Here is a 19,779-nt window from a genome sequence, read left to right on the forward strand (position 1 = left end):
GTGCCAATCTCGGGATGAACGGACAAGTCTTTGAATTGTCTGGAAAATCAGGATTTACGGCTGTTGCCTATCCGGGAGGCCGTCTTGTGCATTGCACAAATTATGGGCGATTGTGCGCGATCTGCACAAGAATCGTATGCAATTTTTTTTGCCTTCGTGTTCACTTTGCCTCTCGTGCGGGAAGGACGAGTCGCGTTAGAAGAGGGCGGGAACACCATCGCCATGAATATTGCCGATCAGATCTATTCCGCCACCGACAGCGCCAATCAGGATCGCGCTCAGGCGATCCGCGACAATCTGCGCGACGCCATCGTCGACCGCCGGCTGGCGCCGGGCACCAAGCTTTCGGAAGGCGAGGTCGGCACGCTGTTCGACGTGTCGCGCACCGTGGCGCGCGCTGCCTTGCAGATGCTGTCCTTCGAAGGGCTGGTGCGCACCGAGCGCAACCGCGGCGCCTTCGTCGCCAACCCTTCGCCCGAGGAGGCGCGCCAGGTCTTCGCCTCGCGCCGGTTGATCGAACCGGGCATTGCCATTGCCGCCTGCGGACGCGTCACATCAGCCGACATCGTCGCCTTCAAGGCGCAACTCGACGAGGAAGGCCGCTTCATCGCCGAGCGCGGCCCGACCGCGCGGCGTTCCGAGATCAAGGCGTCAGGCGATTTCCATCTGCTGCTGGCCTCCGTCGCCGGCAACGCCATTCTGCAACGCTTCATGGAGGAGCTGGTCGCGCGCTCCTCGCTTGTTATTGCGCTTTACGGACGGTCCGGCGTGTCAGCCTGCGGGCACAGCGAGCACACGGAAATTGTCGGTGCACTGGAGAGCAGCGATTGCGAGCGGGCAAGCCGCTTGATGCTGCACCACATCGATCACATCGAGGCCGATCTCGACCTTCGCGTCAGGGCCGGCCCAGCGCTCCGCGAGGCTCTCAAGTTCTGACCGCTAGTTTTCGTCGTCCGTGTGAGCGGGCGCTGGCTGCCCCGCTGCCTTGCGGCGCAGCATCTTGGTCAGCTTCCAGATTGTCGGGCTGTTCTTGACGAAGGCCTTCAGCCGCGCGCCCTGGCGCAGCGTCTGCGCCAGCGCGCGGCCCTTCAGCGTCAGCGGCACCAGCACCTCGAAATGCCGGGTTTCGATATCGCACCATTGCCGCTTGTAGGGCTCGTCACCGACGGAGAAATCATAGACGGCAAAACCCTTCTCGCAGGCTTCCTGGATGTTGTCGAAGAACAGGAAATCGCCGGGACTGCTGTGCGCGAGATCGTCCTCGGCGATCGCGCCGAACTCACAGATCAGGCGCTTGCCGGAACGGCTCGATCCGGTGACGGCGCGCAGCTTGCCGGCAACCTCCAAGCCATGCAGCACGAAAGAGGGCGTGTCCTCGGCCAGGGCTTGCGTGAACAGCCCTCGGAAGAAGTCGCGGGTCTGATCGTCGCCGAAGACGTTGGCGATGCCCATCTTGCGGAAGCGCTGCTCCTTCATTTCGAAGAAGGCGTCGAGCAACCTGTCCACCTCGTCTGAGGTGTGTGCCTCGATGCGCCGGTGGCTGCCGACGACCTCGAACTTGCGCGTCTGCGAACGATGTTTCTTGCGTTTGCGCTTGCCGCTGGCGCGCAGCAGCAAGGCATCGAAGCCACCGGCAAGATCGACGGCCAGCGAAAGATTGGGGCTGGCGAAATGGTCGAGCGATGCGAGCGGATTGGCGATGCCGTCGAGATCGGGCAGCAACCGTTCCAGCGCGATGAGATCGATGTTGGGGCGGGCCTTGGCGATGGCGGCAAACATCGAGCGGATGGCCGTGATGTCAGCCCTGGCCAACCATTGCCGGTCGGCCGCTGCGAAATTACCATTGGCATGGCGGCCGCCCATGAAACGGGCAACCCGGAACGGCCCCTGGCTTACGACCTCCAGCGCCAGCGCGAAGACCGGCTTGCCTTCAAGAGAGAGCGTTGCGACGAGGAGATCGGGCTTGAGCTCAGCGGCCCAGTTCAGGATCCATGTCGCGCCCTGAGCCGGCGCATAGAGCGCCGAGCTGCAAAACCCCGCATAGGCCGCGAGCCCTTCGGCTGCGGCAACGGAAACCGATAGCACCTCGGCATCCTTCGGCAGGGCGCGTGGCGAAGCTTCGGTCGCCGCAAGCCGATTGCCGTCAAATGACGCCATTGCGTCAACCATACCTCAATCCTTAAGGCGTATTGATCCCGATTTGGGGGAGCGCTCAGGCGTGTTCCGTGCTTGGATCAGCCTAGGCGCAAAAGGTGAATGAATGATCGACGGTGGGGAGGCAATCCGGAAGCTGGCGCTCAATTTCGCGCGCTATACCGGCCTCGCACCGCTGGCCAGACCGTTTGTCGGCGGCATCGGCGCCATCCTGATGCTGCACCGCGTGACGGCGACACCGGAGAAGCCAAACAGCGTCAACCGTCACCTCAACATCGCGCCCAGTTTCCTCGACGCGGTGATCGCCGGCATGAAGGCGGACGGCTATGCCTTCGTCTCGATGGACGAGGCCGTGGAGCGTATCAAGGCAGGCGGCAAGGGCGGCCGGTTCGCCACCATCACCGCCGACGATGCCTATCGTGACAACATGACCGAGGCCCTGCCGGTGCTGGAAAAGCACGGGGCGCCGATCACCATCTATGTCGCGCCCGGCCTGATCGACGGCACCGCCGATCTGTGGTGGGACGTGGCTGAGGACATCGTCAATGCGTGCGACCGCCTCACGCTCGCGACCTCGAACGGTCCAACGGTGATCGATTGCGCGACCCCCGCCAGGAAAACCCAGGCCATAGCCCGGCTGCACGCCTACCTCGCCACCGAGATCCGCGAGGAGGATTTGCGGACCGTGCTGCGTGATCTCGCCGCTGCAAATGGTGTCGACGCCGATGCGCCGCGCCTGCGGACACTGATGAACTGGGATGAGATTCGCACCGTCGCCGCGCATCCGCTGGTGACGATCGGCGCCCATACGATCAACCACAGCAATCTGAAGCGGCTTTCCGAGGCCGATGCACGCCACGAAATCGGCGCTGTAAAGGACATGTTGCGGGCCGAACTCGGCAGGGAACCCAGCCATTTCGCCTATCCCTATGGCTATGCCAGCGCTGTCGGCTGCCGCGAAGTCGGCTTTGTCCGTGACGCCGGCTATACCTCCGCCGTAACCACACGCCATGGCGTGCTGCGCGCCGAACATGCCGGCTTCCTGCAGGCCTTGCCGCGCATTTCGATCAATGGCCGCTATCAGAACCTCGCCCACATCCGCACCATGCTGTCGGGTGTGACGACGCCGCTCGCCAATGCCGGCAAGATGCTCGTCACCATCTGACCGACCGGCAGGCCTGATATCGAAGATCTACCTCCGACACATCCGCAAACTGTCAGCACTTATGGAAGTAGCGGTAGGTGTCTGGCGCGCTCATCCATTTGAGGTTCGCCGTCAACCCGCCATGCGCGTTGATCCAGCCGCGGATGTCGGATGCGTAAGCGTTCCACAACACGCCGGTCATGTCGGTGCGGTGGGCGAGGTGGAAGCCGAAGCTCGCCGCCGGCATCACGCATATGCGGCTGCGGGGGATATAGCCGAGCAGCACCGTGCAGGCGGACTGGCACTTGCCGACAATGCGCACATTGACGCCACGCGCCGCCAACGCTTTCCAGCGCTGGCTGTAGGCGGCGACGCTGCCGCCATGGTCGTCCGAGACGTTGATGGTTTCGGCTGCCGCGATCGACGCGGTGAGCGAGGCGAGTAGAAAAAACAGTCCCGCGACCATCCCTTTCAGCATGCCGGCCTCCCCAGGTGAGCACCGTCAGGATAGTCCTTTGCTCGTTGGCTGATGAATCACGATCCTGTTTTTGATGCGTGATCCCGGCGAACCGGCGCAGGCTGGTTCAGCTTTTCGCCCGCGGCTCCAGCATCAGCCACTTGATGATGCCCATCGCCGGCAGCACCCAGAGCAGGCCGCTGAACAGGAAGAACAGGAATTGCACCAGCGGACCCGATTCCGACAGCCGGGCGACGGCGAAGACCGATGCGACCAGCGCGTAGATGATGACCAGTGCCACCAGCAGGAACATTCCGATCAGCTTTTTCAGGCGAATGGGCATGGCTTGGCCTCGTTGATCGCTATCGCTTAGGCCGAACGCAGGACACGTGCAACCCGCCACATCAGGCGCGACGGCGTGCCGCGCTGCACGGTCTTGCCAGCACGGATGCGATGGTTCACCAATCTGCCACCTCAACCTACCGGGAACAAGATCATGGCTGCCATATCAGCCGCCGCGCCATACGTTGCCCGCGACCGCGACCTGTACAACCGGGCGATGGTGCGCGGCTGGCTTTACGTCGTGCTTCTGGTGCTGTTCGCGCTGGTGCTGGTCGGCGGCGCCACCCGGCTTACCGAGTCCGGTCTTTCGATCACCGAATGGCAGCCGATCCACGGCGTCATCCCGCCGCTCAACGACACCGAGTGGCAAGAGGAATTCCAGCGCTACCAGCAGATCCCGCAATACACCGAGCTCAACAAGGGCATGAGCATCGAGGCGTTCAAGTCGATCTTCTGGTGGGAATGGGCGCATCGTTTGCTGGCGCGCAGCGGCGGCTTGGTCTTTGCCTTGCCGCTGCTGGTCTTCTGGGTGAGCCGCCGCATCGAGCGCGGCCTTGGGCCGAAACTCGTCGGCATTCTGCTCCTCGGCGGCCTGCAGGGCGCCATCGGCTGGTGGATGGTCGCCTCCGGCCTGGTCGATCGTGTGTCGGTGAGCCAGTACCGGCTGGCGACGCATTTGACGCTGGCGGCGCTGATCTTCACTGCCACCATGGTCGTTGCGCGTGGCTTGGCGCCGCATTCCGAGCCTGCGGCCGATCGTTCGACACAGCGTCTGGCCGGCTTCATCGTGCTTCTGGCGCTGATCCAGATCTATCTCGGCGGACTGGTCGCCGGGCTCGATGCCGGCTTGAGCTACAACACCTGGCCGCTGATGGATGGCAAGATCATCCCCGGCGATCTGCTGATCCTCGAGCCGGCATGGCGCAACTTCTTCGAGAGCCCGAAGACGGTGCAGTTCATCCACCGGCTCGGCGCCTATACGGTCTTCGCCGTCGCGCTCTGGCATATGATCGCCACGCGTCGGCGGCTGCCCGGCTCAACCCATGCCCGCCGTGCGACGCTGTTGTTTGTGCTGGTGCTGGTGCAGGCCTCGATCGGCATCGGCACGCTGCTGATGCATGTGCCGCTGCATATGGCGCTGACACATCAGGGGTTTGCGCTGATCGTGCTGGGCTTTGCCGCCGCGCACTGGCGCGGCACCAAGGGGGCTTACCCCTTGCCGCAATAGATCTCGGTCAGGAGCTGATCCCGAGCCTTATCGGCCGTCACATCCAGAATTCGTTGGATTGCGTGGTTTTCTCGCCGTCGAATTCCGCCTGGCGCACAGCGGCTGCGGACGGCGTTGACTGGCTCTGAGCGGCTTTCGCTGCCTTGTCGGCGTCGGCGGCTCTGAGAGCATCGAGCTTGGCCTGGGCCGTGGCGATATCCTGCTGCACCTGGGCAGCCTGAACCTGATCCTTGATCGCCTTGGCCTGGTCTTCCAGATCCTGAATCTGCTTTTCGAGCGCGGCCTCCTGGGCTGCATTGCTCGAGGAACTGGACGAGGAATACTGGATTGCGGAGGACGAACCCGAGATCGCGCTGACCATGACAAATCCTTGAGGTGGGAGCCAGGACATGGTCAGTAGCCGATCATGGTAAATAAGTGTTTACCAATACCCTCGCTTGATCAGAAACTTGCCCGCACAGCCCGGATCGCCTGGGCGATCGACAGTTCGCGGTTCTCCTCGACCGCATTGTCGTCCTCGTGGTGCCAGGCCGCGGACAGGCAGCCATAGGCGATGGCATGGTCCAGTATCGCTGCCGGTGATTGCCCCAGCGTGCTCGCAAAGACTTCGGCCATGTGCGCGATCCGCAGGGGATCGAGGCAGAGTTCGTCACGATCGAGCGGATTGTAGAACATGTTGGCGGCATCGAAGCAGGGATCGCCGAGCACGCCCTTCGGATCGATCACCAGCCAGCCGCGCGGCCCGTGCAGGATGTTGTCGTGGTGGAGGTCGCCATGCAGGGGCCTGACGTCATGCGGATCGTCCAGCAACCGTTCGGCGATGGCGGCGGCCTCGACATAGAGGCTGTCGTCGCTGGCGTCGCGGTCGGTCTTCGCCTTCTTGAACAGGCTGGCGTACCGCTCTCTGAGCGGCTGAAGCTGGGGCGGGAAGGGGGCTTTCCCAGGCAAAAACAGTTTTGCCATGACCTCAGCCGCGATTGTGGTCGCGGCGTTGTCGCCCTGTTCATCGAGAACCCGCGTAAGCAGGGTGTCGCCGCCATATTCGAGCAGCATCGAGTGGCCGTCGCGGCCAAGCAGGCGCACAGCGCCTTCGCCACGCCGCCAGGCCAGGAAATGTTCGCCACGCAATTCGTCGGCGACATCGTCGAAAGGCTTGAGCGCCTTGACGACGGCCGGCGAGCCATCCTCGCGAACAACCTTCCAGATGCGGCTTGAAAAGGTCTCGGCAATGAGTTCGGGCGCGCTGACCTTCCAGCGCGCCGGAAAGGCTGGTGCGTCCATCAGAGGCCGAGCATCAGGTCCATGTTCTGGACGGCTGCACCCGAGGCGCCCTTGCCGAGATTGTCGTAGACCGCCAGCAGCAGCGCCTGCGCGCGCTTGTCGTTGGCAAAGACATAGACCTTCATGCGGTTGGTGCCGTTGTAGATCTCGGGATCGATGTCCGGCATGCGCTCCAGATGCGCATAGGGCGCCACCTCGACCACGCCGCCCTTGATGGCGGCGAAATGGTCGGCAATGGCCGCATGAAGCTCCGCACCTGTCGGCACATGGTCGAGGCTGCCGAGTTGCAGCGGCACGACGGTGATCATCCCTTGCGCGAAATTGCCGACCGCAGGCTGCATGATCGGGTCATGCGACAGTTTTGCGTAGGCCCGCAGCTCGGGCACATGCTTGTGCTGCAGGGTGAGGCCATAGGGTACGAACTCCGAGGCGTCCTCGCCCTTGGCGACATAATCCTCGATCATCGGGCGTCCGCCACCCGAATAGCCCGAAATACCGTTGACGGTGATCGGGAAATCGGCCGGCAGCAGGCCAGCGGTGACCAGCGGCCGCAGCGCTGCGATCGGTCCTTGCGGCCAGCAGCCGGGATTGGCGACGCGCTTGGCGGTGGCGATGGTCTTCGCCTGATCCTTGTCCATTTCGGCGAAGCCGTAGGCCCAGCCTTCGGCGACGCGATGCGCGGTCGATGCATCGATGACTTTGGTGGTGTCGTTGGCGATCAGCGAAACGCTTTCCTTCGCCGCATCGTCGGGCAGGCACAGGATCGCGACATCGGCGGCATTGAGGAATTCGGCGCGCGCCGCCGTTTCCTTGCGGCGCTCGGTGGGAATGGAAATGATCTCCAGGTCGCCACGCTCGGCAAGCAGCGCGCGGATCTGCAGGCCGGTTGTGCCGTGTTCGCCGTCGATGAAGATTTTCGGTTTCATGACCTGATCAAATTCCCTGATATTTCAACACTATATGCCGTTGCCGTGATTCACCGCGGCACCGTTGTGGTTGCCGTTGTTCATCTCTACCTGCCGTGCCTTCCGCTCCGCCAGCAGGCCGAGATACTGCATGGCCACCATCGAGCCGGCAATCGCCGTTATATCGGCGTGATCATAGGCCGGCGCAACCTCAACGACATCGGCGCCGACAATATCGATCTGGTTGAGCTGGCGCAGCGTCGACAGGATCTTCGCCGAGGACGGTCCTCCGGCCACCGGCGTGCCGGTTCCGGGCGCATAGGCCGGGTCGAGGCAGTCGATGTCGAAGGTCAGATACGTTTTCTTGCCGCCGGTGCGGTCGACGATGGCGTAGGCGATGTCGGAAGCGCGCATCTCCTCGATCTCGTGGCCGTAGAGGATCTTGATGCCGAACGTGTCGGGCGCGTGCGTGCGGATGCCGATCTGGATCGAGCGGTCTGGATCGATGATGCCTTCCTTGACCGCGCGACCGACGAAGGATCCGTGGTCGATGCGCTTGCCGTCATCCTCCCACGTGTCCTGATGCGCGTCGAATTGCACCAGAGCGAGCGGTCCGTGGATGGCGGCATGCGCCTTGAGCAGCGGCCAGGTGACGAAATGGTCGCCGCCGAGCGTCAAAAGGAAGGCGCCCGACTTCAGGATCTTAGTCGCTTCGCGCTCGATCGTGCCGGGCGTCTTCTGATGGTTGCCGGAGTCGAGCAGGCAATCGCCATAGTCGACCACGGCGAGATGCTCGAACAAATCGCGCGAGAACGGGTACTGCGGATCATTGTCGAGGATCGCCGAGGCGCGGCGTATAGCCTGCGGCCCGAAACGGGCGCCGGGCCGGTTGGTGACGGCGGCGTCGAAGGGAATGCCCCACACCACCGCATCGGCGCCCTTCACGTCCTTGGTGTATTTGCGCCGCATGAATGACAGCGCGCCGGAATAGGTCGGCTCAAGGGCGCCGCCCGTTTTGGAGCGGGCGGTGAAGGCGTGGTCGATGTTCTTGGTCGCCATTACGGGTCCTCGTTTTCATCGGGGTGCAACAACTACAGAACCGGCATGGAAGATGCCAGTCACAGCTTGGCGAGACGAAACGGCGCCGCCCGGGTGCCACGACAAGACAGGATTTGTCCCATCATGACGCAGACCGCGTTTCTTAATCCGTCCGATGCCGTGGTGTCGACCCACACCGGCACGGTCGCCGGCGAACGCTTCCAGGTTCTCGATTCGTGGCGCGGCATCTGCGCCCTGCTGGTGGCGCTGTTTCATTTTCCGACCGCTTCCGCGATCTCGCAGAGCAGCTTCATCGGTTCGTCCTATCTTTTCGTCGACTTCTTCTTCGTCCTTTCCGGCTTCGTCATCGCCAGCAGCTACGCCGAGCGGCTGAGCCAGCCGGCACAGGTCGCCCGCTTCGCTTTGGTGCGGTTCGGCCGTATTTACCCGCTGCATCTGCTTATGCTCGCCGCTTTCGCCGGTTTCGAACTGCTGCGGCTGGTGCTGCCGCAACTGCATGGCACCGGCGCTGCCCCCTTTACCGGCGGTTTCGACCCTAGGAGTCTGCTGGCCAATCTGCTGCTGCTGCAAGGGATGGGCTTCGAAGATCAACTGACCTGGAATGCGCCGAGCTGGAGCATTTCGGCGGAGTTCTTCGCCTATCTCCTGTTTGCAGGCGTGGTCTTCATCGCCGGCGCGCGTGCCTGGGTATGGTTCGTTGCCGCCGCTGTCACCGCGCCGCTGTTTCTGCTCGGTTTCTCCACGCATCATATGGATGTGTCCTACGATTTCGGCTTCATCCGCTGCCTCTACGGCTTCTCGCTCGGCGCCCTGCTGGCGTGGTTTCAGCATGATTCCATTGCAGGCGCGCGACACCTCCTCGCCAGGAGCGGCCCGCGGCTCAGCTGGACCCTTGCCGAAATCGTCATGGTGGCGGTCATCGTGCTTTTTGTCTCGCTGGCGGGCAGCAATGATTTCGGCATCGCCGCGCCCCTGGTGTTTGTCCTGGCGCTGTTTCTCTTTGCCCATGAAGGCGGCTGGATTTCTGCCTTGCTGCGAACGCCGTTCATGCTGACGCTCGGCGCGCTGTCCTACTCCATCTACATGGTCCACCTCTTCATCCAGACGCGCCTGATCAACGTTGCCGGGCTCGTCGAGCGCAAGCTCGGCCTCGGCTTCTTCGGCGACATCGTGCTGCGCGGCGAACCCACGATCGGCTTCGGCGCCGGCTGGGCCGGGACCGTGGCGATCGTCGTCATGCTCGTTGCCACCATCGCCGCGTCATGGATCACCTGGCGCCTGGTCGAAATGCCTGCGATGGCGTGGTTCCGCCGGCTCTCGAAGCGCATCTGACGCCGGCTTCTTGCGAAAGCCGCTAGCCGGCTTCGTTCACCCACCTGTCACGGGGATCGCCTATTCCGGCTTCGATCCGGCAAGGAGCGATTCTCGATGCGGACAATCTGGCTGAGCCTTCTGCTTTCCACGGCATTCGCGGTCGCCTCCGGTCAGGTCTCGGCCGGCGAAAGCCACGCCAGGCAGATCCTTGACCGCTTCGAGCATGCCAACCAGTGGCGTGACCATGTCATGGTGGCCGCGCACCGGGCCGGCAGCATGCAGGCCGGCAAGACGCTCTATGCGGAAAATTCGCTGGCTGCCGTCGAAGGCTCGATCGCCATGGGCGCCGAGATTGTCGAGGTCGATATCAGGCGTTCCAAGGATGGCGAGCTCGTCGTCATGCATGACAGCTGGCTCGACCGCACCACGACCTGCATGGGCGAGGTGGTCAAATACACGCTGGCTGAACTGAAGACATGCCGGTTGGTGGTCGAGGGCACGCGCGCCGTCACCGACGAGAGGGTCTCGACACTGCGCGAGATGCTGCTGGCGACCAGGGACAGGATCCTCATCAATCTCGACAACAAACTCGAAGTCGGCGACCTCCCGGGCATGATCGCCGTGGCGCGCGATCTCGGCATGGCCGACCAGGTCATCGTCAAGGAGAACCTCTGGAACCAGAACCGGATCACCACGGTCAAATCAGCCATGGCCGCCATCGGCGGCGGCTTCCAGTTCATGCCGATCATCGCCGACGACGCCGTGCACGATGCCGGTTTCGCCGAAACGGTCGACTACGCATTTGCGCCGCGCGCCATCGAACTGATCAACTGGCGGGCGGGCGCCGAAACGCTGACCGAAACCGGCGGACCGCTGTTCAGCACGCGCATGCGCGCGGCAGCGGTGCGCGGCAACTGGCACATCTGGGCCGACACCTACGCCATCGTCAACAAGCCGGGCGGCTTCCTCGCCGGCGGCCGTGGTGACGAACTGGCGGTGCAGGCCAGCCTGCCGCGCGAAGCCTGGGGTTTCTGGGCCGATCGTGGTGCCACCATCATCCAGACCGACGAGCCGAAGGCGGCCATCGACTGGCTGGCGGCGAACGGCTATCGCGTGCCTTATGCCGGGACGGGCGAACGCGTTGAGCCCGCCGCGACTGCCAGCATCAATTGATTTGCCCGTGATCGGCGTCCCGGCCTAGTTGTCGCAGGCTGGCCTCTCCTGACGGAACGGTGTCAGTGAAAACCCGTTATCCATGGGTATGCCTGACACCATGGTTTTCAAGCCCCGCGCCGCCTATGCCGCCACCGTCGCCGCGACCAGTCTCGGTTTCGTGGTGGTGCAGCTCGATGTCTCCATCGTCAATGTCGCGCTGAACAGGATCGGCGCGGCGCTGTCGATGGGCATAGGCGGCCTGCAATGGGTGGTTGACGCCTACACGCTGGCCTTCGCCTCGCTGCTGCTCGCCGGCGGCGCGCTCGGCGACAGGATCGGCGCCCGCCGTGTGTTCGTCGGCGGCATGGCATTGTTCAGCATCGCTTCGCTGGTCTGCGGCCTGGCGCAGAGCCCTTGGGTGCTGATCGCGGCGCGCGCCGTGCAAGGCGCGGGCGCGGCCTTGCTGATGCCGTGTTCGCTGGCGCTGCTCAACCGTGCCTATGCGTCGGACAAGCCGCGCCGGGCGCGTGCCGTCGGCCTGTGGACAGCGGCGGGCGGCATCGCGCTTTCGGCCGGGCCGGTGCTCGGCGGCTTCATGGTCGCGTCGCTCGGCTGGGCCAGCATTTTTCTGGTCAACCTGCCCATCGGCGCTCTCGCCATCTGGATGGCCTACCGATTCCTTGAGGAAACACCGCTGAAGGCCGAGAAACCGCCGATCGACTTGGCCGGGCAGGGGCTTGTCGTGCTGACACTGTTTTCGCTGACCGGCGCCTTCATCGAAACCGGATCGTCAGGCTGGACTTCCTTGCCGGTCATTGGCGGATTGATGTTGGCGGTGGTGGCTGGAAGCCTGTTCCTGCTGGTCGAGAGCTGGAGCAAGGCGCCAATGTTTCCGTTAAAGCTGTTTGCCAGCCGCATCCCGGCGGTGACGAGCCTCGTCGGGCTGGCGGTCAACCTGACGCTCTACGGCACGATCTTCATGCTCAGCCTCTACTTCCAGAAGGAAAGGCATTTTTCGCCCGAGATGACCGGGCTCGCCTTCCTGCCCTTCATGGCGGCGGTCACCGTGTCGAATGTCGCCGCCGGACGCATCGCGGCGACCTATGGCTCACGCTTGCCGATGGCGATCGGCCTGCTTCTCGGTGCGGTCGGTTTCGGCCTGATGGCGCCGATCCAGGCCGATACATCCTACCTGTCGCTGCTGTGGCGGCTGCTGTTCCTGCCGATCGGCATCGGTCTCGCCGTGCCCGCCATGACCACGGCGCTGTTGTCGTCCGTGCCGACGGCGATGTCGGGAACAGCTTCGGGCGTGCTCAATACAGTGCGCCAATCGGGTGGAGCGATCGGCGTCGCGCTGTTTGGCTCCGCTTTGGCGCTGGGCACGATCCAGGGCATGCAGATTGCTTTCCTCGCCTCTGCGCTCGCGGTGGCGTTCTCGGCAGTCTGCGCGTTCCTGTTCATAGGCGACGCCGACCATTCCGCCGGATAAGGACGCGCAAATGCAAGAAGGCCGCCCGGAGGCGGCCTTTTCGATTGCCGAAAGCGGCGACGTAAAGCGCCGCACGCATTAAGCGGCCTTTCGCCCCTTGATCGCCGTCGACCAGGCGTGAACCGTGATCGCTCCCGTGGCGCTTGCCGGCAGTCTGTCCTTTAGTCGGCGTTTCAGCTCCGCGCTCTCCGCATCCGACAGCTTTCCGACGATTCCGCTCGGGCTGCTCACGACCATGGATAGCCAATAATCGTCGAAGTCAGCGAAGGTGCGTTCGACGACAAGCTCGCGCGTCTCGACATCGCGGATGCCGAGCTCCGCCCAAAGCGCCTTCAGCGCCGCGAAACGCGAGACCTCCGCGCTCGGCGGACGTGCGGCCGGTTTGCCCATCGCGTCCATCTCCTCCCACAAATGCTGCGTAGGGGTGCCGCCGCGCATGACGTCCCAGGTGTAGGACGCGACAATGCCGCCGGGCTTGGTGACGCGGAGCATTTCCGAGGCGCCCTTGCGCGGATCGGGGACGAAGAACAGCACCAGCGCCATCACCGCGACGTCGAAGCGGTTGGCGTCGTAGGGAAGGGCCATCGCATCGCCAATCGACAGCTCGACCTGCTTTGCCGAGATTTTTTGCCGAGCAGTCGCAATCTGCGCGTCGGAGGGATCGATCGCGCACACGGACGAAGGGGCGGACTTCGCTAGAATGAGCTCAGTGAACGCGCCGTTGCCGGCACCGACATCAACCCAGGCCCGTCCGGAGTCCGGCGCCAGCCAGTCGAGGAACAAAGCCCCGGCGGATCGGCTCCAGGGAGCCATGAAGCGCTCGTAAGCCGCGCCGTCGGTGAATTTGATCGGTTCGGGTGACGACATCTGAGATATCCCCTTAGAATTACCTATCCAGATATCCTTTGGACCGGAAAGGCTGGTCCCTGTTTCGTAGCATCGTGCCGCGCCGCGCGCGACTTGCTTTCCTCGCCTCCGCGCTCGCGGTGGCGTTCGCGGCAATCTGCGCGTTCCTGTTCATCCGCGATGCGGACCATTCAGCCGGGTAGCATGCCAAATGCAAAAAGGCCGCCCGAAGGCGGCCTTTTCGATTGTCCAAAACTGCGGAGCGCTTAGCGCTTCGAGAACTGGAAGCTGCGGCGGGCCTTCGCCTTGCCGTACTTCTTGCGCTCGACGACGCGGCTGTCGCGGGTCAGGAAGCCACCCTTCTTGAGCACGGCGCGCAGTGCCGGCTCGTAGTAGGTCAGCGCCTTCGAGATGCCGTGACGAACCGCACCGGCCTGGCCGGAGAGGCCGCCGCCGACGACGGTGGCGACGATGTCGTACTGGCCTGCACGGTTGGAGGCGATGATCGGCTGGTTGAGGATCATCTGCAGGACCGGACGCGCGAAATAGGTCGCGAATTCCTTGTCGTTGACGACGATCTTGCCGGAACCCGGCTTCACCCAGACGCGCGCAATGGCGTTCTTGCGCTTGCCGGTGGCATAGGCGCGGCCCGACTTGTCGAGCTTCTGGACGTGGACGGGGGCTGCCGGCTGGGTATTCGTGTTGCCGGTGGCGGCGCCCAGTTCTGCGAGCGAGGAAAGCTCAGCCATCTTATGCGACCTTCTTGTTCTTGGAATTCAGCTTGGCCACGTCGAGGACTTCTGGCTGCTGGGCGACATGCGGATGCTCGGCACCTGCATAGACGCGCAGGTTCTTCATCTGGCGACGGCCGAGCGGGCCACGCGGGACCATGCGCTCAACGGCCTTCTCGACGACACGCTCGGGGAAACGACCCTCGAGCAGCTGGCGCGCGGTGCGCTCCTTGATGCCGCCGGGGTGACCGGTGTGCCAGTAATAGACCTTGTCGGTGAACTTCTTGCCGGTGAACACCACCTTGTCGGCATTGATGACGATGACATTGTCGCCGTCGTCGACATGCGGGGTGAAGGTCGGCTTGTGCTTGCCGCGAAGATGATTGGCGATGACAGTGGCGAGACGACCAACGACGAGACCTTCGGCGTCGATCAGGATCCACTTCTTCACCACATCCGCAGGCTTCTGCGAAAAGGTTGTCATGTTTTCTGCTCTCGGTTTGGACCTTCCCCAATCCACTAACGATAAGGAAGGCGTTTCTTGTTGCTTGGATTGGCGATGAGACGCTTGCCCGCCGCCAATAACAAAACGGCGGCCTTTGCGGGCCGCTGCTTCGTGAGGGCTTATAGGCGAGGGTCGGGATCGCGTCAAGGCGTGGGAAAAGGCAACTGTCTATAAAGATTAAGCAAAAACAATAGGTTGAGTAAAAGGTATTATTTTACCACATCGCTGTCCCGCTTCGGCGGGATCGAATAGGTGCCCGTGGCATGCGCGATCGTCTGGCCTTCCAGGCCCGCGACGATGTCGATGTCGAACACCATCAGGCTCTTTCCCAGCTTCAGGATGCGGCAATGGCCATCGATCGGCCCGGCCTCGGCCTTGCGCACGAAGTTGATGTTGAGGTTGGTGGTGACCGAGAGCGCATCCGGCCCGGCATGTGAGAGCACACAAACATAGCCACCAATGTCGGCCAGCGTGAACAGGGCAGGGCCTGACACCGTTCCGCCGGGACGCAGATGCCGCTCATTGGCATTGAGCCGCACGATGCAGCCCCCGGGAAACACGTCGATCGCCTCATAGGCGGCGGAACTCTCGTTGAGTTGCGGAAACACGGTCGCCATCAGCGCATTGACTTGCGCTGCGTTCAGCACCGGCTTGAGGTTGGTCTGGGCGGGCATGTCGGTCTCTCGGTTTACTCTTGGCCTGTATGAGCGCAGCGGAGTGTTTCTGGCAACATCTTCATCCTGCTGGCGCAAGCGATGGGTGTTGGATGAAACCCGATCCGATATTAGATAGTCTGCCAACCCGACCGGAATCGTGGAGACCTTAGCCATGGCCGAAATCCTTGCCATCAAACCTGCTGCAGTTGAAGGTCCGGTTGTCGCACAACTGGGCAAGGGCGTGCTGCGCCTGACGATCGCCAATCCACCCGCCAACGCTTTGTCGCTGGCGGTGATGGCGGCGCTGACGGCGGAACTAGAGCGCGCCAAGGCCAACAAGGCTGTTCGTGTCATCGTGCTGTCGGCGGCGGGAAAAGTGTTCTGCGCCGGCCATGATCTCAAGGAAATGACGGCGCGCCGTGCCGACGCCGATCGCGGCAAGGCCTTCTTTGAAGAGACCTTTGCCGCTTGCGCCGTGCTGATGCAGACGATCGTGCGCCATCCCAAGCCGGTGATTGCCGAAGTCGACGGCCTGGCGACCGCCGCCGGGCTTCAATTGGTCGCGAGTTGCGATCTGGCGATCGCCTCGCATGAGGCGACGTTCTGCACGCCGGGCGTCAACATCGGCCTGTTCTGCTCGACGCCGATGGTGGCGCTGTCGCGCAACGTCTCGCGCAAGCAGGCGATGGAGATGCTCCTGACCGGCGAGACGATCGATGCGGCAACGGCCAAGGACTTCGGCCTGGTCAACCGTGTCGTGCCGCGCGAATACCTGAATCAGATCGTCACCAAATACGCGCAAACCATTGCTTCCAAATCATCTTTGGTGGTCAAGACCGGCAAGGAAGCCTTTTACGCGCAGGCCGAAATGGGGCTGGCGGACGCCTATGCCTATACCGGCCGCATCATGGTGGAGAACATGCTGGCGCGTGACGCGGAGGAAGGCATCGGCGCCTTCATCGGCAAGCGCAAGCCGGAATGGACGGACGAGTAGTCGTGCAACCGCGCATCTCCATCATCACCATCGCGACGGACGATCTTGACCGCGCGGTGCGCTTCTACGAGGCGATGGGCCTGAAACGCCATGCCGGCATCACCGACGGTGTCGCCTTCTTCCAGATGGGCGGCGCCATTCTCGGCCTGTTTCCACGCAAGAGCGCCGAACAGGATTCCGGCATCGCCTTCGCCAGGGCGCCTTCCGCCGTCTATCTCGCCTACAACACCCGCTCCGATGCCGAAGTCGATGAGGTGCTCGCCATGGCCGAGAAGGCCGGCGGTAAGATCGTCAAGCCGGCCGGCCGCGCCTTCTGGGGCGGCTGGTACGGCTATTTCGCCGATGCCGACGGCCATGTCTGGGAAGTGGCGCACAATCCGGCCTTTCCGATCGCGGAAGACGGCACGATTTCGCTGCCTAAATGATGATGATCACGTGATGGCCTACCGCAAGCAGCTGACGCGGCTCAAGGCGCCCTATCTCAAGCGCATCCTGCTTGACCCCGAGCGGGTGGCGGACTGGGAAAAATATCCCTGGAACCTGCCGCTGTTTCGCGGCCGCGAGTTCGAGCTCGAGTTCACCACGCCCATCACCATCATCGTCGGCGAGAACGGCACCGGCAAATCCACGCTTCTTGAGGCGATCGGCGCTTTGGCCGGCTATGACGAGGCCGGCGGCGGCAAGGGCTACCGCCCGGTCGACCATTCCAGTGCCATCGACCAGAGCGGCGCCGCTTTGGCGAACACATTCCGTGGCCACTGGCTGCCAAAAGTCACCGCCGGCTGGTTCTTTCGCGCCGAATCCTTCTATTCGGTCGCCCGCTACCTCGATCAGGCGGCGCTGGAAGACCCGTTCAAGCCACCGCCCCCGGACTTCCTGTCCTGGTCGCATGGCGAGGGGTTTATCCGTTTCTTCGAGGAGCGGTGCCGTAGGCAAGGTATCTACATTCTCGACGAGCCGGAAAGCGCGCTGTCGCCGTCGCGCCAGATCGAACTGCTGAAGATGCTGCGGCGCATGGACCAGTCCGGCACTGCGCAAGTGATCATGGCGACGCACTCGCCGCTGCTAATGGCTTGTCCCGGGGCGCAGCTGTTCCGCATCAGCCGGTTTGGGCTCGAGCCCGCCGACTTTCGTGATACCGACCACTTCCGCATGTTGCGCGATTTCAGCAATGACCCGGATGGTTTTCTCGCCGAGGCGTTGTATGAGGACGAGGCATGAATCACGATAGCTACGACAATGCCTATATCGGCGGCATCCTCAATTCGGTGAAGACCATCGCCATGGTCGGCGCGTCCGCCAATGACGTGCGGCCGAGTTTTTTCGTGCTGAAATATCTGCTGGCCAAGGGCTTTTCGGTGATCCCGATCAATCCAGGCCAGGCCGGCAAGGAAATTCTTGGCCGGATGACCTATGCCAGCCTCGCCGACATTCCAGAGCCCATCGACATGGTCGACATTTTTCGCGCCGCAACCGCGGTGCCAGGTATCGTCGACGAGGTGTTGCGGCTCGATCCCTTGCCCAAAGTCATCTGGATGCAGCTTGGCGTGCGCCATGACGAGGCAGCCGCGCGCGCTGAGGCCGCCGGCATCAAGGTGGTGATGAACCGCTGTCCCAAGATCGAATATGGCAAGCTGTCCGGCGAGATCGGCTGGACCGGCGTCAATTCCGGCGTGCTGTCGTCGAAGAAGCCGCTGATGCGCCAGGGCTTCCAGAGTTTTGGCGTGCGCCAGAAATAGGCGCAAAAATATTCCGGGAATAAATGGATTTTATGGTGCGTTCGTCACAGATCGTTCGCCGAAAGGTATTTTCTTCTTTGCATTCGCCTACGGCCTTCGCCAAGAATGCCCGGCGATTTCTAGAGTTTCAAAAAGGGAGGTTTCAGTGACCCGTTCGCCTGGTTTCAACACGCTCGCTGTCCATGCCGGCGCCAAGCCCGATCCGGCCACCGGCGCGCGCGCCACGCCGATCTACCAGACGACCTCCTTCGTCTTCGACGATGCCGACCACGCCGCATCGCTGTTCGGCCTCAAGGCCTTCGGCAACATCTACACCCGCATCATGAACCCGACCCAGGCGGTGCTGGAAGAGCGCGTCGCGGCCCTTGAGGGCGGCACGGCCGCCTTGGCGGTCGCCTCCGGCCACGCCGCGCAGGTCATCGTGTTCCACAATCTGATGCAGCCGGGCGACAATTTCGTCGCTGCGACCAGACTTTATGGTGGCTCGATCAACCAGTTCGGCCACGCCTTCAAGAATTATGGCTGGGAGGTGCGCTGGGCCGACACCAACGACATCTCGACCTTCGAAAGCCAGATCGACGACAGGACCAAGGCGATCTTCATCGAGAGCCTGGCCAATCCCGGCGGCACCTTTGTCGATATCGAGAAGATCGGCGAGATCGCGCGCAAGCACGGCCTGCCGCTGATCGTCGACAACACGCTGGCCTCGCCCTACCTGATCCGGCCGATCGAGCACGGCGCCGACATCGTCGTGCACTCGCTGACCAAGTTCATCGGCGGCCATGGCAATTCGATCGGCGGCGTCATTGTCGATGGCGGCACCTTCGACTGGTCGAAATCGGGCAAATACCCGATGCTGTCGGAGCCGCGCCCCGAATATGGCGGCCTCGTCCTGCACGAAACCTTCGGCAATTTCGCCTTCGCCATTGCCGCGCGCGTGCTCGGCCTGCGCGATCTCGGCCCGGCGATCTCGCCGTTCAACGCCTTCCTCATCCTGACTGGCCTCGAAACCTTGCCGCTGCGCATGCAGCGCCATTGCGACAATGCCGTCACGGTCGCCGGCTGGCTGTCGAACCATCCGAAGGTCGCCTGGGTGAACTATCCCGGCCTGCCCAGCGACAAGAACAACGCGCTGCAGAAGAAATATTCGCCGTTGGGCGCCGGCGCCGTGTTCACCTTCGGCCTCAAGGGCGGCTACGAAGCCGGCGTCAAATTCGTCGAGGCGCTGGAACTGTTTTCGCACCTGGCTAACGTCGGCGACACCAAGTCGTTGGTCATCCACCCGGCCTCGACCACGCACCGCCAGCTTTCCGACGAGCAGAAGGTCAAGGCCGGAGCCGGCCCGGACACGGTGCGGCTTTCCATCGGCATCGAGGATGTCACCGACATCGTCGCCGACCTCGAACAGGCGCTCGCCAAGGTCTGATCGGGGATGGCCGCGTTCCTTTCTGTCGACACCAAAAGCGTCGAACCCGAATCCGGTGCACCGGCGCCGGATCGGCTGATCTCGGGCGATCCGAAGTTCCGCACCTGGAATGTCGAGGACCGGGACGGCGGCCTTTACGCCGGCATCTGGGAATCGACTCCCGGCAAGTGGCGCATCGTCTATGACGAGTGGGAGTTCTGCCACATCCTGTCCGGCGTTTCCGTTATCGCGGAGGACGGTGGGCAAGCGCGCACTGTCAAGTCCGGCGACAGTTTCGTGCTGAGGCCCGGCTTCAAAGGCAGCTGGGAAGTGCTTGAAACGACTCGCAAGGAGTATGTGATCAAGCTGTAGGCA

Annotated in this window: 23 protein-coding genes; 12 read left to right on the forward strand and 11 right to left on the reverse strand. The window is 63.0% G+C overall.

Going from position 1 to position 19,779, the window contains the following annotated elements:
* Positions 1-222: 222 nt before the first annotated feature.
* The gene (locus AC1DX4_RS15780; RefSeq protein WP_477221193.1) at positions 223-936 is read left to right on the forward strand and encodes a GntR family transcriptional regulator; all 714 of its coding nucleotides are present in this window, start codon (positions 223-225) and stop codon (positions 934-936) included.
* A 3-nt stretch (positions 937-939) separates the two neighbouring features.
* Here AC1DX4_RS15780 and AC1DX4_RS15785 read toward each other — a convergent pair whose 3' ends face one another.
* Positions 940-2,169, reverse strand: a complete 1,230-nt coding sequence (locus AC1DX4_RS15785) for a GNAT family N-acetyltransferase (protein ID WP_477221194.1) — start codon at positions 2,167-2,169, stop codon at positions 940-942.
* Positions 2,170-2,260: 91 nt separating this feature from the next.
* Between AC1DX4_RS15785 and AC1DX4_RS15790 the strand changes: the two genes are divergently transcribed.
* Positions 2,261-3,319, forward strand: a complete 1,059-nt coding sequence (locus tag AC1DX4_RS15790; protein ID WP_477221195.1) for a polysaccharide deacetylase family protein — start codon at positions 2,261-2,263, stop codon at positions 3,317-3,319.
* 52 nt (positions 3,320-3,371) lie between these two features.
* On the opposite strand, the gene AC1DX4_RS15795 is transcribed toward AC1DX4_RS15790, so the two are convergent.
* A complete protein-coding gene (locus AC1DX4_RS15795; protein ID WP_477221196.1) occupies positions 3,372-3,776 on the reverse strand; it encodes a hypothetical protein in 405 nt (134 codons plus the stop codon).
* Positions 3,777-3,882: 106 nt separating this feature from the next.
* Positions 3,883-4,098 (reverse strand): DUF2842 domain-containing protein, encoded by a 216-nt coding sequence (locus AC1DX4_RS15800; protein ID WP_477221197.1) that lies wholly within the window; start codon positions 4,096-4,098, stop codon positions 3,883-3,885.
* A gap of 153 nt (positions 4,099-4,251) precedes the next feature.
* Here AC1DX4_RS15800 and AC1DX4_RS15805 point away from each other — a divergent pair, with 153 nt between their 5' ends.
* Positions 4,252-5,325 (forward strand): COX15/CtaA family protein, encoded by a 1,074-nt coding sequence (locus AC1DX4_RS15805; protein ID WP_477221198.1) that lies wholly within the window; start codon positions 4,252-4,254, stop codon positions 5,323-5,325.
* 37 nt (positions 5,326-5,362) lie between these two features.
* Here AC1DX4_RS15805 and AC1DX4_RS15810 read toward each other — a convergent pair whose 3' ends face one another.
* The 4 genes from AC1DX4_RS15810 to speB form a co-directional block, all read right to left on the reverse strand.
* Positions 5,363-5,686, reverse strand: coding sequence for a hypothetical protein (locus AC1DX4_RS15810; RefSeq protein ID WP_477221199.1), 324 nt, complete (start codon positions 5,684-5,686; stop codon positions 5,363-5,365).
* 80 nt (positions 5,687-5,766) lie between these two features.
* The gene (locus tag AC1DX4_RS15815) at positions 5,767-6,606 is read right to left on the reverse strand and encodes an aminoglycoside phosphotransferase family protein (RefSeq protein WP_477221200.1); all 840 of its coding nucleotides are present in this window, start codon (positions 6,604-6,606) and stop codon (positions 5,767-5,769) included.
* The gene (argC, locus tag AC1DX4_RS15820) at positions 6,606-7,532 is read right to left on the reverse strand and encodes an N-acetyl-gamma-glutamyl-phosphate reductase (protein ID WP_477221201.1); all 927 of its coding nucleotides are present in this window, start codon (positions 7,530-7,532) and stop codon (positions 6,606-6,608) included. The genes AC1DX4_RS15815 and argC overlap by 1 nt, the downstream gene beginning before the upstream one ends.
* 30 nt (positions 7,533-7,562) lie before the next feature.
* The gene (gene speB, locus AC1DX4_RS15825) at positions 7,563-8,570 is read right to left on the reverse strand and encodes an agmatinase (RefSeq protein WP_477221202.1); all 1,008 of its coding nucleotides are present in this window, start codon (positions 8,568-8,570) and stop codon (positions 7,563-7,565) included.
* A gap of 123 nt (positions 8,571-8,693) precedes the next feature.
* Between speB and AC1DX4_RS15830 the strand changes: the two genes are divergently transcribed.
* The 3 genes from AC1DX4_RS15830 to AC1DX4_RS15840 all read left to right on the forward strand — a co-directional run bounded on the left by AC1DX4_RS15830 (position 8,694) and on the right by AC1DX4_RS15840 (position 12,528).
* Positions 8,694-9,902, forward strand: a complete 1,209-nt coding sequence (locus tag AC1DX4_RS15830; protein WP_477221203.1) for an acyltransferase family protein — start codon at positions 8,694-8,696, stop codon at positions 9,900-9,902.
* Positions 9,903-9,998: 96 nt separating this feature from the next.
* Positions 9,999-11,057 (forward strand): glycerophosphodiester phosphodiesterase family protein, encoded by a 1,059-nt coding sequence (locus tag AC1DX4_RS15835; protein WP_477221204.1) that lies wholly within the window; start codon positions 9,999-10,001, stop codon positions 11,055-11,057.
* Between the two features lie 100 nt (positions 11,058-11,157).
* Positions 11,158-12,528 carry an MFS transporter gene (locus tag AC1DX4_RS15840; protein WP_477221205.1) on the forward strand — a complete coding sequence of 457 codons (1,371 nt, stop codon included), beginning with the start codon at positions 11,158-11,160 and terminating at the stop codon, positions 12,526-12,528.
* Between the two features lie 78 nt (positions 12,529-12,606).
* Here AC1DX4_RS15840 and AC1DX4_RS15845 read toward each other — a convergent pair whose 3' ends face one another.
* From AC1DX4_RS15845 to AC1DX4_RS15860, 4 genes are all read right to left on the reverse strand, one after another.
* Positions 12,607-13,395 (reverse strand): class I SAM-dependent methyltransferase, encoded by a 789-nt coding sequence (locus tag AC1DX4_RS15845; RefSeq protein ID WP_027042359.1) that lies wholly within the window; start codon positions 13,393-13,395, stop codon positions 12,607-12,609.
* 245 nt (positions 13,396-13,640) lie between these two features.
* Positions 13,641-14,123, reverse strand: a complete 483-nt coding sequence (rpsI, locus tag AC1DX4_RS15850) for a 30S ribosomal protein S9 (protein WP_027042360.1) — start codon at positions 14,121-14,123, stop codon at positions 13,641-13,643.
* A gap of 1 nt (position 14,124) precedes the next feature.
* Positions 14,125-14,589 (reverse strand): 50S ribosomal protein L13, encoded by a 465-nt coding sequence (gene rplM, locus AC1DX4_RS15855; RefSeq protein ID WP_010915638.1) that lies wholly within the window; start codon positions 14,587-14,589, stop codon positions 14,125-14,127.
* A 230-nt stretch (positions 14,590-14,819) separates the two neighbouring features.
* Positions 14,820-15,284 (reverse strand): PaaI family thioesterase, encoded by a 465-nt coding sequence (locus AC1DX4_RS15860; protein ID WP_477221206.1) that lies wholly within the window; start codon positions 15,282-15,284, stop codon positions 14,820-14,822.
* 154 nt (positions 15,285-15,438) lie between these two features.
* Between AC1DX4_RS15860 and AC1DX4_RS15865 the strand changes: the two genes are divergently transcribed.
* From AC1DX4_RS15865 to AC1DX4_RS15890, 6 genes are all read left to right on the forward strand, one after another.
* Positions 15,439-16,260, forward strand: a complete 822-nt coding sequence (locus AC1DX4_RS15865) for an enoyl-CoA hydratase (protein ID WP_477221207.1) — start codon at positions 15,439-15,441, stop codon at positions 16,258-16,260.
* A 2-nt stretch (positions 16,261-16,262) separates the two neighbouring features.
* The gene (locus AC1DX4_RS15870; RefSeq protein ID WP_477221461.1) at positions 16,263-16,685 is read left to right on the forward strand and encodes a VOC family protein; all 423 of its coding nucleotides are present in this window, start codon (positions 16,263-16,265) and stop codon (positions 16,683-16,685) included.
* Between the two features lie 13 nt (positions 16,686-16,698).
* Complete coding sequence (locus AC1DX4_RS15875) at positions 16,699-17,481, forward strand: AAA family ATPase (protein ID WP_477221208.1); 783 nt, start codon at positions 16,699-16,701, stop codon at positions 17,479-17,481.
* A complete protein-coding gene (locus AC1DX4_RS15880; protein ID WP_027042367.1) occupies positions 17,478-17,999 on the forward strand; it encodes a CoA-binding protein in 522 nt (173 codons plus the stop codon). Before AC1DX4_RS15875 ends, AC1DX4_RS15880 begins: the two co-directional genes overlap by 4 nt.
* Positions 18,000-18,144: 145 nt before the next feature.
* Positions 18,145-19,425, forward strand: coding sequence for an O-acetylhomoserine aminocarboxypropyltransferase (locus AC1DX4_RS15885; protein WP_477221209.1), 1,281 nt, complete (start codon positions 18,145-18,147; stop codon positions 19,423-19,425).
* Positions 19,426-19,431: 6 nt separating this feature from the next.
* Positions 19,432-19,776 carry a cupin domain-containing protein gene (locus AC1DX4_RS15890; RefSeq protein ID WP_477221210.1) on the forward strand — a complete coding sequence of 115 codons (345 nt, stop codon included), beginning with the start codon at positions 19,432-19,434 and terminating at the stop codon, positions 19,774-19,776.
* Positions 19,777-19,779: the final 3 nt, after the last annotated feature.

It is taken from the genome of Mesorhizobium sp. P3_A8 (assembly GCF_056402995.1).

What these genes read in the sequence shown, in the direction of transcription:
- AC1DX4_RS15790 (WP_477221195.1), top strand. Translation starts at nt 2,261, where the DNA reads ATGATCGACGGTGGGGAGGCAATCCGGAAGCTGGCGCTCAATTTCGCG.
- AC1DX4_RS15865 (WP_477221207.1), top strand. Translation starts at nt 15,439, where the DNA reads ATGGCCGAAATCCTTGCCATCAAACCTGCTGCAGTTGAAGGTCCGGTT.
- AC1DX4_RS15810 (WP_477221199.1), bottom strand. Translation starts at nt 5,686, where the DNA reads ATGGTCAGCGCGATCTCGGGTTCGTCCTCCGCAATCCAGTATTCCTCG.
- AC1DX4_RS15815 (WP_477221200.1), bottom strand. Translation starts at nt 6,606, where the DNA reads ATGGACGCACCAGCCTTTCCGGCGCGCTGGAAGGTCAGCGCGCCCGAA.
- AC1DX4_RS15835 (WP_477221204.1), top strand. Translation starts at nt 9,999, where the DNA reads ATGCGGACAATCTGGCTGAGCCTTCTGCTTTCCACGGCATTCGCGGTC.
- AC1DX4_RS15785 (WP_477221194.1), bottom strand. Translation starts at nt 2,169, where the DNA reads ATGGTTGACGCAATGGCGTCATTTGACGGCAATCGGCTTGCGGCGACC.
- AC1DX4_RS15795 (WP_477221196.1), bottom strand. Translation starts at nt 3,776, where the DNA reads ATGCTGAAAGGGATGGTCGCGGGACTGTTTTTTCTACTCGCCTCGCTC.
- AC1DX4_RS15880 (WP_027042367.1), top strand. Translation starts at nt 17,478, where the DNA reads ATGAATCACGATAGCTACGACAATGCCTATATCGGCGGCATCCTCAAT.
- AC1DX4_RS15890 (WP_477221210.1), top strand. Translation starts at nt 19,432, where the DNA reads ATGGCCGCGTTCCTTTCTGTCGACACCAAAAGCGTCGAACCCGAATCC.
- AC1DX4_RS15860 (WP_477221206.1), bottom strand. Translation starts at nt 15,284, where the DNA reads ATGCCCGCCCAGACCAACCTCAAGCCGGTGCTGAACGCAGCGCAAGTC.
- argC (WP_477221201.1), bottom strand. Translation starts at nt 7,532, where the DNA reads ATGAAACCGAAAATCTTCATCGACGGCGAACACGGCACAACCGGCCTG.
- AC1DX4_RS15845 (WP_027042359.1), bottom strand. Translation starts at nt 13,395, where the DNA reads ATGTCGTCACCCGAACCGATCAAATTCACCGACGGCGCGGCTTACGAG.
- rplM (WP_010915638.1), bottom strand. Translation starts at nt 14,589, where the DNA reads ATGACAACCTTTTCGCAGAAGCCTGCGGATGTGGTGAAGAAGTGGATC.
- speB (WP_477221202.1), bottom strand. Translation starts at nt 8,570, where the DNA reads ATGGCGACCAAGAACATCGACCACGCCTTCACCGCCCGCTCCAAAACG.
- AC1DX4_RS15875 (WP_477221208.1), top strand. Translation starts at nt 16,699, where the DNA reads ATGGCCTACCGCAAGCAGCTGACGCGGCTCAAGGCGCCCTATCTCAAG.
- AC1DX4_RS15805 (WP_477221198.1), top strand. Translation starts at nt 4,252, where the DNA reads ATGGCTGCCATATCAGCCGCCGCGCCATACGTTGCCCGCGACCGCGAC.
- AC1DX4_RS15780 (WP_477221193.1), top strand. Translation starts at nt 223, where the DNA reads ATGAATATTGCCGATCAGATCTATTCCGCCACCGACAGCGCCAATCAG.
- AC1DX4_RS15800 (WP_477221197.1), bottom strand. Translation starts at nt 4,098, where the DNA reads ATGCCCATTCGCCTGAAAAAGCTGATCGGAATGTTCCTGCTGGTGGCA.
- rpsI (WP_027042360.1), bottom strand. Translation starts at nt 14,123, where the DNA reads ATGGCTGAGCTTTCCTCGCTCGCAGAACTGGGCGCCGCCACCGGCAAC.
- AC1DX4_RS15830 (WP_477221203.1), top strand. Translation starts at nt 8,694, where the DNA reads ATGACGCAGACCGCGTTTCTTAATCCGTCCGATGCCGTGGTGTCGACC.
- AC1DX4_RS15840 (WP_477221205.1), top strand. Translation starts at nt 11,158, where the DNA reads ATGGTTTTCAAGCCCCGCGCCGCCTATGCCGCCACCGTCGCCGCGACC.